Genomic DNA, 12568 nt, shown 5'->3' with positions numbered 1-12568 from the left:
AAACAGTTTTTTTAATACATCAGTTTAATTTCTTTTAAATCAAAGGTTTTAAAAACCGAATCTTCTATTTCCAAATTCAACCTACCTGAAGTGGTGACACCGCGAATAATTCCCGTGAGATAAGTGTCATCTGGCAGTTGAAAGGTAGATACCAAATCCCGCCTAAACATATTCCTGGCATATTTTTCTAAAATTGAGGCTTCAGTATCAGCATTAATTTGAGTTAATTTATCTTCAAATTCATCGGTAATTCTTTTTAATAATTCATCCAGGTTAAAATTATTCCCAGTGACTAATTTTAAGGAAGAAGCCTGTGGAAGGCCGGGAAATTCAGTTTGATTCACATTTAATCCAACTCCAATTATAGAAGCTACTATTTCATTATTTTTCAGGATGTTTTCAATAAGAATTCCGCTAATTTTATAGCGTGCTGACATTATGTCGTTAGGCCATTTTACCTTTAAGGCAGGCACATTAAATTTGTTTAACACTTCAATAATTGCCAGTGAAACGGTGGCGCTCATTAAAAACTGATGGTTTACCCCAACTTTTATTTTTGGATATAAAACGCTAAAAGTAAGGTTTTCCCCTGCATTTGAAACCCAACCAGACCCGCGTTGGCCGCGGCCTTTGGTTTGCTCCTGGGCCACTACACATATATACTCAAAAGAGGTATTGTCCCGGTAGAGCTCCCGGGCAAATTCGTTAGTAGAATTGGTGGCATTAACTTTGATTATACGCATAGTAATAGTAAGAAATGAAACGGGCGTTAAATGTTATGTAAACTAAGCCTATAAACAGCTAAAAAGTAATAACTTTGCGAAAATAATTAATTTTAATGGCAAAAAAAGAAGCGAACAACGATCAACTTATTGCGCATATAATTAAAGGAATTGAAGAAGTAAAAGGTAACGACATTGATATTCTTGACCTTAGGCAAATAGAAAATACCGTATGTGATTATTTTATAATTTGCAACGGGACTTCCAACACACAGGTAAACGCCATTGTGAATTCCATCCAAAAAACTGTAAGTAAGGCTCTTAAAGACAAACCCTGGCACGTAGAAGGCGGAGAAAATGCAGAGTGGGTACTTTTAGATTATGTAAACGTGGTTGTTCACGTTTTCCAGAAGCATATTAGAGAGTTTTACGATATTGAAAGTCTTTGGGGTGATGCTAAAATCACTTCCATAGAAACCAATTACTAATTATTTAATTTAGAATTACCAAGAATGGCGAAACAGCAACCCAAAAAAAATACAGATCCCAAGAAGCCCAAGTTTAATGCTTACTGGATCTATGCCGCTATAATTATTATATTTATAGGAATCAATTTCTTTAGTGGAGGCGGTTTTAGTGAACCAGCGCAAACCAATCCGGCTGAATTTCTATCTTACCTTAGAGACGGTGATGTAAAAAAGGTAGAGATTGTAAACCGAAAACAAGCTAAGGTTTATCTAACCGAAGAGGCAGCACAAAAAGATATACATAGGCAAGCTAACGATCCCGAACTTTTTAACACCGGTGGTGAAACTCCGGCTTATAGTTTTGAGTTTGGTGATTTGCAAAACCTTGAAGACGATATCAAGGAAATAAAAGCTGAAAATAATTTAGATACCACTGTTGTTTACGATACGCAAAGTAACGTAATGAGCGAGATTTTCTGGGCATTATTACCCTTTATCCTCATTATTGGTGTTTGGATTTTTATAATGAAAAAAATGAGCTCTGGTGCCGGTGGCGGTGCGGGAGGCCAGATTTTCAATATTGGTAAATCAAAAGCAAAATTATTTGACCAAAATACCGATGTAAAAACTTCTTTTAAAGATGTTGCCGGGTTGGAAGGCGCAAAAGAAGAAGTTCAGGAGATAGTAGATTTCCTTAAACATCCAGAGAAATATACTTCGCTAGGTGGTAAAATTCCTAAAGGAGCTCTACTTGTAGGACCTCCGGGAACCGGTAAAACCTTGTTGGCAAAAGCAGTTGCAGGAGAAGCTAAAGTGCCTTTTTTCTCACTTTCTGGATCAGATTTCGTAGAAATGTTTGTAGGAGTTGGTGCTTCAAGGGTTCGTGACTTATTTAAGCAAGCCAAGGAGAAATCACCTTCCATCATTTTTATTGATGAAATTGATGCTATTGGACGTGCCAGAGGAAAAAGTAATTTCTCGGGTTCTAACGATGAACGTGAAAATACCTTAAACCAGCTATTAACAGAAATGGATGGTTTTGGAACCAATACTAACGTTATTGTAGTTGCCGCAACCAACCGTGCCGATGTACTGGATAAAGCGCTAATGCGTGCTGGAAGATTTGACCGACAAATTTATGTTGATCTTCCAGATTTAAATGAAAGAAAAGAAATTTTTGAAGTTCACTTAAAGCCACTTAAAAAAGTAGCCGAAGAACTTGATACTGAATTTTTAGCAAAACAAACTCCGGGATTCTCTGGAGCTGATATTGCCAATGTTTGTAACGAAGCTGCACTTATCGCTGCACGTAAAGGCAATAAAGCGGTAGGAAAACAGGATTTTCTTGATGCGGTAGACCGTATAGTGGGAGGACTTGAGAAAAAGAATAAAATAATTACTCCAGACGAGAAGAAAGCAATTGCCTACCACGAAGCCGGTCACGCGACTGTAAGCTGGATGTTAGAGCATGCTGCGCCACTGGTAAAGGTAACTATTGTTCCGCGTGGACAATCACTTGGTGCCGCCTGGTATTTGCCTGAAGAACGTCTTATTGTAAGACCAGAGCAAATGCTGGATGAAATGTGTGCTGCCCTGGGTGGACGTGCCGCAGAGAAAGTGGTTTTTGATAAAATTTCAACCGGAGCTTTAAGTGATCTTGAAAAAGTAACTAAACAAGCTAAAGCAATGGTTACTATTTATGGGTTGAACGATAAAGTTGGAAACCTTACTTATTACGATTCTTCTGGCCAGAGTGAATATAATTTCACCAAGCCATATAGTGAAAGTACATCTGAGCTTATTGATAAAGAGATTTCAAATTTAATTGAAACCCAATATCAGCGAGCCATAGATCTACTTACCAAACATAAAGATAAACTGGGACAGTTAGCCGATATTCTTCTTGATAAAGAGGTAATCTTTAAAGATGATTTGGAAACTATCTTCGGAAAAAGACCTTATGATAAGGACAAGGAAAAAACTGAAGTTTTAGGAAAGAAAGAAGAAACTCCTAAAATCGAAGAAAAAGCCGCTGAAACCGAAGAACAAAATCCCACCCCCGGAAGTGATTCTGAAGAGAACACGATAACTGAAAATAATTCAGTTAATAAATAGTTCACAACCACGGTTTAAAAAATCTTAATTTATCTAAGTGTTAAATTAAGATTTTTTACCTTTGGTTAAAATGACGTTGAGAACCACACCCAAAACTCTATGAGTCTATTTAGAAGATTTCTTAACCCTAAATCTAAATCAGACAAAAAACAGGAATCTCCTGAAAAAGCTGAGCGGGGAAAATACATGCCAGAGGTAAAACTCCCTACTGATGAGCGCTTTATGCTCAATTTTAAAAATAATGGGGGTAAATTTCTCTATTGTGAAGACAATAAAGAGATGCAAGAAGCTTTTGATAATATTTTACTGGAAAACGATTGGTACGAAAAAGAATGTTTTTGTCTTGATCCCAATCTTCAGGATAAATTTAAAGGTTTCAACCTTAGTTTTACCAGGTCTGGTTCGGCTCCATTCTTTCTTTCTACCTGTGAGTACCTGGTAGCAAACGATGGTTCTATACTTATTTCTTCTAACCAGATTAAAGAATGCAAACTCAACGATTTACCCGATAATTTTGTTATTATTTCTTCTACAAGCCAGTTAATAGATACAATTGGCGAAGGCCTTCGCGGCATTAAATTTAGAAACAAACAGCGAATTCCTTCTAATATTACTACCATCAAAAATTTTGAAACGCAGAAAGAAGGTGATTTTATGAGCTATGGAAGTAGTACAAAAAACCTATATTTGCTCCTGCTGGAAGATTTATAACACATGAGGGAAGCTATTATTAGAACTATTTCAGGATTGTTGTACGTATCCATATTGGTGGCTTCTATACTTTCTTCAGAATTAATTTTTATCAGCTTATTTTATCTTTTAGGACTAGTTTGTCTTATAGAAATGCAAAAACTTCTGCATTTAAAAAGCTATGCACTTTATGGTGTACAAGCTTTACTTTTTTATCTTTTCAGCTATTTAAAATTTAATCAGGATGCTACAATCCTGTTGCTCTTTATTACCATATTCGTAAACTTATTTCTTGTAAAAGATTTACTGGTAGTAAGAAAAATACCTGTTTTTGAAAAGAAGAAGTATATCATTATTATTTTTTACCTAATTTCTTCGGTAATTTTTCTCACGCTAATTCCAACCATAGAAGGCGTTTTTATTCCAAAATTGGTAGTAGGTATTTTTATCCTGATTTGGACTAATGATACTTTTGCTTATATTGTTGGTAAGAATTTTGGAAGCAAAAAACTCTTTGAACGTATTTCTCCCAATAAAACTGTAGAAGGTTTTCTGGGCGGAGTTATTTTTAGTGGTGTAGCCAGTTTTTTTATATTTTATTACACCCAGTTCCTCACCTTCCCTATCTGGCTGGGAATGGCCATAATACTTAGTGTTTTTGGAACTCTTGGAGATCTTATTCAATCAAAATTTAAACGGCAGGCCGGTGTGAAAGATAGCGGCACCTTAATGCCAGGACACGGCGGCTTGTTTGACAGATTAGACAGTATTATTTTTTCGAGTCCATTTGTATATGCTTATCTATATATTCTAGATTATGTTTCATAAAGAAGGTTATAAAATAATGGCGTGGGCAGCTTTGCTGCTTATTGCAATAAACGTGGTATCTTATTCGTTAATAAATACATACTGGATAAAATTTGCTATCCTGGTAGCCACCATAATACTGTTTTTTCTAATTATTCAATTTTTTAGAAACCCAAAACGGAATACACTTTTAAACGATGCTCACGTCGTTGCTCCGGTAGACGGAAAAGTAGTGGCCATTGAAGAAGTAGAAGAGAAAGAATACTTTAAAGACAAACGTTTGCAGGTTTCTATTTTTATGTCACCAATAAATGTGCACGTAACCAGGCATCCAATTGGTGGAAAAGTAAAATACAGTAAATATCACCCCGGGAAATTTTTAGTGGCCTGGCATCCAAAATCCAGTGAAGAGAATGAGAGAACAACGGTAGTGGTTGAAAATGATATTGCCGGCGAAGTTTTATACCGGCAAATTGCCGGAGCAATGGCAAAAAGAATTGTAAACTATGCTGAAGTTGGAAATGAAGTAATCCAGGGCAGTGACAGCGGATTTATAAAATTCGGTTCTCGGGTAGATGTGTTTCTACCTTTAAACACACCAATTTCGGTGAAACTTAACCAGAAGGTAAAAGGTGGGCTAAGTGTAATAGCCAAAATTGATGAATAAGCAGTACGTTATGCCTGAAACAACAGATGAAAAATTTTTAAAAGCCTATGATATGGCCAGCAAAACCACGCAAAAATTTGCGCCAGATGTTATGCTTCATTTCTACGCCTATTACAAGAAAGCCACTCAGGTAAACGGATTTTACGTCCCGCCTACCAACGAAGGGGATCTTAGAAATGCTTTTAAAATAAACGCTTTATTACAGGTGAAAAATTTAAGCAAGCAGGAAGCTCGCGAAAAATATGTAGAACTTGTAGAAGAACATATTGGCGAAGTAACCCCATAGCTACCTCGCCAAAATCTCCCTTAATTTTATTTTAAACTTTTTAAGCTGGCTTTAATCGCTTCAATTTTAGCTTCAGCATCTGCCTTTTTCGCTTTTTCTATAGCAACCACTTTTTCCGGGGCGTTATTTACAAAACGCTCATTAGAAAGTTTCTTTTCCACGGAATTCAAAAAGCCTTGATTGTATTTTAATTCTTCTTCCAGTTTTTCAATTTCAGCTTCCACATCTATTGAACCGGCAATTGGAATAAAATATTCATTAGATTTTACACGGAATGAAAGTGCACCTTCAACCTGCTTATCTACATAGCTAAAAGCATCTATATTTCCCATTTTCAAGATTACGGGATCAAATAATTCTGAAGCTTTTTCATTATTCATCACCATAAGATCTATGGTATTTTTGAATGAAATATTCTTCTCTTTCCTTATTTTTCTAATTCCCGCAATAACTTCTGAAGCCAAAGTAAACTCATTGATTATTTCTTCATTGAAATCTTTAAGCTCAGGCCATTTTGCGATAATTAAAGCTTCAGATGCTTTTCTTTCGGTAATTTCATGCCAAATCTCTTCGGTTACAAACGGCATAAAAGGATGAAGAATCTTTAAATTATCTTCTAAAATTTCTATTACCGCTTTATATGTTTTTACATCTATAGGCTGCCCGTAAGCGGGTTTTACCATTTCAAGAAACCAGGAACAGTAATCGTCCCAAATTAATTTGTAAGTGCTCATTAAAGCATCACTCATTCTGTATTTAGAGTAATGGTCTTCAATTTCTACAAGCGTTTTTCTAAACCTGGCTGTGTACCAGTCTATCGCGATTTTAGATGTTTCGTCCTGCTCTTTTTCTTCGGAAACTTCCCAGCCTTTTACCAGCCTGAAGGCATTCCATATCTTATTTGAAAAAGCACTTCCTTGCTTACATAGGTCTTCCTCGAACATTAAATCGTTCCCGGCAGGAGAACTCAATAGCATTCCTACCCTAACGCCATCGGCGCCATATTGTTCAATTAGTCCCAGCGGATCTGGTGAATTCCCCAGCGACTTAGACATTTTTCTACGTTGCTTGTCCCGTACAATTCCCGTGAGATAGACATTTTTAAAAGGACGCTCACCTCTATATTCATAGCCTGCCATAATCATACGTGCTACCCAGAAAAATAAAATTTCGGGGGCGGTAACAAGATCGTTGGTAGGGTAGTAATATTTAATTTCTTCATTTTCTGGCTCCAGAATACCGTTAAAAACGCTCATTGGCCATAACCAGGAAGAAAACCAGGTATCCAGTGCATCTTTATCCTGAATTAATTCTTCAGCCTTTAGATCAGCATTCTCTGACTTTTCTCTTGCTTTTTCCAGGGCTTCTTCAGCAGTTTCAGCAACTACAAAATCTTCTTTTCCACTTCCGTAGAAATAAGCGGGAATCTGTTGCCCCCACAAAAGCTGACGTGAGATATTCCAGTCCCGCACATTTTCCATCCAGTGCTTGTAGGTATTCAGAAATTTATCTGGCACCAGGTTAATTTCATCGCCAACCACGGCATCAATTGCCGGTTTAGCCAGCTCCTTCATTTTTAAAAACCATTGATCGCTAAGTTTTGGTTCTATTACCGCACCGGTACGCTCGCTGGTTCCTACTTTATTAATGTGCTCTTCAGTTTTGGTAAGCACACCCATTTCTTTTAATTCTTCTACAATTTCTTTTCTGGCCTGGAACCTGTCTTTGCCTTCATAATGCATTCCGTGGGCATTTAGGCTGGCATCATCATTAAGAATATCAATTACCTCCAGGTTATGCTTATCTCCAAGCATTTTATCGTTCTCATCGTGTGCCGGCGTTACTTTTAAACACCCGGTACCAAATTCCACATCTACATATTCATCTTCAATAATTGGAATTACACGGTTGCAAATTGGCACTATTGCTTTTTTCCCTTTTAAATGTGTAAAACGTTCATCGTTTGGATTGATACAAATCGCAGTATCACCAAGAATAGTTTCAGGACGTGTGGTAGCAATAGTTAAAACATCATCACTGCCTTCTACTTTATAATTTAAATAATAAAGATTTCCCTGCTTTTCAATATGAATCACTTCTTCGTCAGAAAGTGTGGTTTTCGCTACGGGATCCCAGTTTACCATTCGGTAACCGCGGTAGATAAGACCTTTTTCATATAGATCTACAAAAACCTTAATTACAGAGGCTGACATATTATCATCCATCGTAAACTTGGTTCGGTCCCAATCACAGGATGCGCCCAGCTTTTTTAACTGCTCTAGGATAATACCACCGTGCTTATGCGTCCAATCCCACGCGTGTTGTAGAAATTCCTCACGGCTAAGATCGTTTTTATCAATTCCTTCAGCCTTTAATTTTGCTACTACTTTAGCTTCAGTTGCAATAGAAGCGTGATCTGTTCCCGGCACCCAGCAAGCGTTGAAGCCCTTTAACCTGGCGCGTCTCACCAAAACATCCTGAATGGTATTATTCAGCATATGGCCCATGTGTAAAACCCCGGTCACGTTTGGCGGCGGTATTACAATGGTGTAAGGCTCACGCTCATCTACTTCAGAATGAAAATACTTGTTTTCCATCCAGTAGTTATACCATTTATCTTCTACTTTTTTTGAATCGTATTGGGAAGCAATCGCCATATTTGGTCTGGTTTTTGAAAAATAAAGGCAAAAGTAATTATAACTTAAGGATTATAAAAGAAGTTGATTTGAATATAATTTTGAGTGTACGTCATTTCAACTTATCTTTACCTTTCGTTTATTAAAAACCAGAAATTATGAAAAAGTTAATCGCAATTGCCATTTTTGTTGTTGCCGGGTTAGGCACAGCAATGGCGCAGGAAACAGCCAAAATAGAATTCAAGAGTGAAACTATTGATTATGGCGAAATAAAAAAAGGAAGTGACGGTGTTCGCGTTTTTGAATTCACCAATACGGGGAATGTTCCATTGGTTATTGCCAATGTAACTTCAAGTTGTGGGTGTACAATTCCAAAGAAACCAGAAGAACCAATTCAACCGGGAGAAACCGGCGAAATCCAGGTAAAATATAACACTCAACTTGTGGGCCCAATTAGAAAAACGGTTACCGTTTATTCTAATGCCGAAGAAGCCACAAAATCGCTTAAAATTAAAGGTAGAGTTATCGAGGACGATAGCAGCCGTTAATTTTAAGATGAAGAAATAAAAAGCCGTTTGAAATGTTTTTATAAAGTCATCCTGAGTTTATTTCAGGATCTAAAATCTTAGAAGCTGAAACCATCCTAAATCGATGGGAACAGCCTGACAGAAATAAGACTTTTCAAACGGCTTTTTTACGCTCATAATTGTACATTTCATCTTAAAAATGTACATATTTTTTTTAGGCCGATTATAACATAAATAGGCCTAAAATTTTAAAGGAATTTTGCATTTTTGCACAGTATTAAAAACAATCTCATGCCAAGTATTTCAAACAAAGGGCGCAATATGCCCGAATCTCCCATAAGAAAACTAGTTCCTTTTGCTGAAGCAGCAGTAAAAAAAGGAAAAAAAATCTACCAGTTAAATATTGGGCAACCAGATATTGAAACACCTAAAGCAGCATTAGACGCGGTTAAGAATAATGATATAGATGTTCTTTCTTATAGCCATTCTGCGGGTTTTGTATCTTATAGAACCAAATTAGCGAAATACTATCATAAGAATGATATCCCGGTAGATGCTGAAGATATTATTATAACCACCGGAGGTTCAGAAGCTTTATTATTTGCTATGGGAAGCATTACCGATCCCGGCGATGAAGTTATAATTCCCGAGCCTTTTTATGCAAATTACAACGGATTTGCTACAGCTTCAGGAGTTGATATCGTGCCTATAAAAGGATCTATTGAAGATAATTTTTCGCTTCCTGCTATTTCAGAGTTTGAGAAATTAATTACCAATAAAACTAAAGCGATCTTGCTTTGTAACCCTGGAAACCCAACCGGGTATCTTTATACGCGTGATGAAATTCAGCAGTTGGCAGATTTAGCAATAAAACACGATTTGTTTATTGTTGCAGATGAAGTTTATCGTGAATTCGCTTACGATGGGGTTAAGCATCATTCAATTATGAGCATTCCCGGTCTTGATCAAAACGCTATTATGGTAGATTCTGTTTCTAAACGTTACAGCATGTGTGGTGCAAGAATTGGCTGCCTGGTTTCAAAAAATAAGGAAGTTATGATTGCCGCGATGAAATTTGCTCAGGCAAGATTAAGCCCGCCTACATTTGCTCAAATTGCCGCTGAAGCTGCATTAGATACTCCAGATGAATACTTTGAAGAAGTAAATAAGGAATATACCGAGCGAAGAAACCTTTTAATTGAAGGTTTAGAGCAAATTCCCGGGGTAAAAGTAGCAAAACCCAAAGGTGCATTTTACTGCATCGCAGAATTGCCCATTGAAAACGCCGATAAATTTGCTCAGTGGTTACTTGAAGATTTTCAGTATAACGGGGAAACAGTAATGGTAGCTCCTGCTAACGGCTTCTACTCTACTCCAAATACCGGTATGAACCAGGTGCGAATTGCCTATGTTTTGAAAAAAGAAAACCTGGAAAAAGCCATAGAAATTCTAAAAATAGCCCTGGAAGAATATAATAAATAGGCTATGCAGGTTGCTGAAAATTTTTCACTGAAAGAACACAATACTTTTGGAGTAGATGTAAATGCCCGGAAATTCGTCTCGGTGCATTCTACTGATGAATTGCGTGATGTTTTACAGCAAACCTATGCCTCAGAAATTTTTGTACTTGGCGGCGGCAGCAATATGTTGCTTACCCAGGATATAGATAAAACAGTGGTTCATATTGGCATTAAGGGAATAGAACTTATTTCTGAAAGTCGGGATGAAGTAGTTTTAAAAGTTGGTGCCGGTGAAAACTGGCATCAATTTGTGCTTTATTGTATAGAAAAGGCTTACGGCGGATTAGAAAACCTTTCCCTAATACCTGGAAATGTGGGCACAGCACCCGTTCAAAATATAGGAGCGTATGGCGTGGAACTCAAAGATACATTTGAATCTTGCGAGGCTATGCGAATACAAACCCTGGAAATTGAAACTTTTAACCTGCAACAATGTGAATTTGATTATCGTAATTCAGTATTTAAAAATAAGCTGAAGGGAGAATATATTATCACATCGGTTAATTTTAGATTAAGCAAAAAAGATCATCAATTAAGAACCGAATATGGTGCCATCCAGGCTGAATTAGATAAGAAGCAAATTAAAAAACCTAACATTAAAGATGTATCTGATGCTGTTATAAGCATTAGGCAGCAAAAATTACCCGATCCCAGGGAATTAGGAAACAGCGGTAGTTTTTTTAAAAATCCGGTGATAAAAGAGGCTGAATTTAAAAAACTTCAAAAAAAATTCCCAGAAATGCCTTTTTATGCCTTGCAGGCAAATAACATAAAAATTCCCGCAGGTTGGTTAATAGACCAGGCTGGCTTAAAGGGTTACAGACAGGGAGATGCAGGAGTTCATAAAAACCAGGCGTTGGTATTGGTTAATTATGGAAACGCTACCGGGGAAGAAATTTTAGCACTTTCCAGGGAAATTCAGGATAAAATTTATAAAAATTACAATGTCAAACTTGAACCTGAAGTTAATGTATTTTAAATATTTGTAGGAAAAAAATTAACGCTTCCCCTACAAAACCACTTCCTTAATTAACTTACAATTAGCAGTTTACATTCAAAAATAATCTTATATTTATAAAATCAATATCGGGGTGCTTAGGCTGAGATATACCCGTAAAACCTGATCTGGTTAATCCCAGCGTAGGAAATATTGAATCTGTAAAGACTTTATTGTCTTTTAAGAGAGAGCTTCATTTTCCGCAAAGAAAATGAAGCTTTTCTTTTTTAAAATAATTCCAAAAAAAATCCACCGGTAAAATATTACCAGTGGATTTTATTCAAAATCAATCTTTTTATCTAACTAAGATTCTTTTTTCTTCATTACCACCCCATCTATTAGGTGCACCATTCCGTTAGAGGCTTCAATATCTGTAGCAATAATAGTTGCTTTGTTTCCATTTTCATCTTGCAAAACAATATTGTCCCCTTCCCTCATTACCTTAAGTTCAGCACCATCCAAGGTAGAAATACTTGCTTCTCCTTCGCCATCTTCAATCATTTGGCTTAGATCTGAAGCTGTTATTTCATCATCTATCACATGGTATTTTAAGACAGTAGCTAATTGGTCTTGATTTTCACTCTTCATCAATTCATCCATTGTAGCCTCGTCAACTTTTTCAAAAGCGCTATTGGTGGGAGCAAAAACCGTATATGGGCCTTCATCTTCGGTAAAAGTATCAGCTAAATCAGCATTTTGTAATGCACTTACAAGAGTGCTTAAAGAATCGGTCTCCATTGCTTTTGCAGCAATACTGTTAGACTCCATTTCCATCCGTTCTTCTTCTGCAGCCATTTCAGCCTGGCGTTCGGCTTCCTGCTGCTCCATTTTAGCTTTTTCTTCTTCTTTCTTTTTGGTATCTTCACAAGAAGTAAAACTGAAAGCAAAAACTGCCAGAAGAATTATTAAAATTTTAGTTTTCATAAATTTAGTTTTTAGTAGTTTAATCGAACTAATTTATTCTCTAATCTCGACATTTTTAGGGTTTTACGATTAAATTTTAGTTAAAGTATGTAAAGCTTATACTAATATGCGCTCTAATTTTCCCAAACGTCATTTTATTGTTATTTTTGCATTAGTAATACGCCCGATAATTTTCGGGAATTATTAAAATAAAAATCTGCTCTAAAAAAG

Annotated in this window: 12 protein-coding genes and 1 riboswitch; of the genes, 9 read left to right on the top strand and 3 right to left on the bottom strand. The window is 36.6% G+C overall.

What is annotated here, in order from left to right:
- Positions 1–11 precede the first annotated feature (11 nt).
- Complete coding sequence (locus tag BM084_RS00375) at positions 12–743, bottom strand: biotin--[acetyl-CoA-carboxylase] ligase (protein ID WP_093301971.1); 732 nt, start codon at positions 741–743, stop codon at positions 12–14.
- Positions 744–838: 95 nt separating this feature from the next.
- Between BM084_RS00375 and rsfS the strand changes: the two genes are divergently transcribed.
- From rsfS to BM084_RS00345, 6 genes are all read left to right on the top strand, one after another.
- Complete coding sequence (rsfS, locus tag BM084_RS00370) at positions 839–1210, top strand: ribosome silencing factor (RefSeq protein WP_075326231.1); 372 nt, start codon at positions 839–841, stop codon at positions 1208–1210.
- A gap of 24 nt (positions 1211–1234) precedes the next feature.
- Positions 1235–3304 (top strand): ATP-dependent zinc metalloprotease FtsH, encoded by a 2070-nt coding sequence (gene ftsH / locus BM084_RS00365; RefSeq protein WP_075326230.1) that lies wholly within the window; start codon positions 1235–1237, stop codon positions 3302–3304.
- A gap of 99 nt (positions 3305–3403) precedes the next feature.
- Positions 3404–4015, top strand: a complete 612-nt coding sequence (locus tag BM084_RS00360; protein WP_075326229.1) for an LUD domain-containing protein — start codon at positions 3404–3406, stop codon at positions 4013–4015.
- Between the two features lie 3 nt (positions 4016–4018).
- Positions 4019–4822: a phosphatidate cytidylyltransferase gene (locus BM084_RS00355; RefSeq protein WP_075326228.1), complete on the top strand. Its 804-nt coding sequence runs from the start codon at positions 4019–4021 to the stop codon at positions 4820–4822.
- Positions 4812–5468 carry a phosphatidylserine decarboxylase family protein gene (locus BM084_RS00350; RefSeq protein ID WP_075326227.1) on the top strand — a complete coding sequence of 219 codons (657 nt, stop codon included), beginning with the start codon at positions 4812–4814 and terminating at the stop codon, positions 5466–5468. Before BM084_RS00355 ends, BM084_RS00350 begins: the two co-directional genes overlap by 11 nt.
- The gene (locus BM084_RS00345) at positions 5461–5754 is read left to right on the top strand and encodes an acyl-CoA-binding protein (protein ID WP_232228816.1); all 294 of its coding nucleotides are present in this window, start codon (positions 5461–5463) and stop codon (positions 5752–5754) included. The genes BM084_RS00350 and BM084_RS00345 overlap by 8 nt, the downstream gene beginning before the upstream one ends.
- A gap of 26 nt (positions 5755–5780) precedes the next feature.
- On the opposite strand, the gene BM084_RS00340 is transcribed toward BM084_RS00345, so the two are convergent.
- Entirely contained in the window at positions 5781–8411 is a 2631-nt protein-coding gene (locus tag BM084_RS00340) for a valine--tRNA ligase (protein ID WP_093301968.1), read from the bottom strand.
- A 137-nt stretch (positions 8412–8548) separates the two neighbouring features.
- On the opposite strand from BM084_RS00340, the gene BM084_RS00335 reads away from it, so the two are divergent.
- From BM084_RS00335 to murB, 3 genes are all read left to right on the top strand, one after another.
- Positions 8549–8938 carry a DUF1573 domain-containing protein gene (locus BM084_RS00335; RefSeq protein ID WP_075326224.1) on the top strand — a complete coding sequence of 130 codons (390 nt, stop codon included), beginning with the start codon at positions 8549–8551 and terminating at the stop codon, positions 8936–8938.
- Between the two features lie 270 nt (positions 8939–9208).
- Positions 9209–10399, top strand: coding sequence for a pyridoxal phosphate-dependent aminotransferase (locus tag BM084_RS00330; RefSeq protein ID WP_093301966.1), 1191 nt, complete (start codon positions 9209–9211; stop codon positions 10397–10399).
- A 3-nt stretch (positions 10400–10402) separates the two neighbouring features.
- Positions 10403–11416, top strand: coding sequence for a UDP-N-acetylmuramate dehydrogenase (murB, locus tag BM084_RS00325; RefSeq protein WP_075326222.1), 1014 nt, complete (start codon positions 10403–10405; stop codon positions 11414–11416).
- A gap of 98 nt (positions 11417–11514) precedes the next feature.
- Positions 11515–11601, top strand: a riboswitch (TPP riboswitch).
- Positions 11602–11737: 136 nt separating this feature from the next.
- Here the strand turns inward: murB and BM084_RS00320 are convergent.
- The gene (locus BM084_RS00320; protein WP_093301963.1) at positions 11738–12358 is read right to left on the bottom strand and encodes a fasciclin domain-containing protein; all 621 of its coding nucleotides are present in this window, start codon (positions 12356–12358) and stop codon (positions 11738–11740) included.
- Positions 12359–12568: the final 210 nt, after the last annotated feature.

Source organism: Salegentibacter agarivorans (genome assembly GCF_900113135.1).
Lineage (GTDB): Bacteria > Bacteroidota > Bacteroidia > Flavobacteriales > Flavobacteriaceae > Salegentibacter > Salegentibacter agarivorans.
This window is presented reverse-complemented; position numbering and strand designations above follow the sequence as displayed.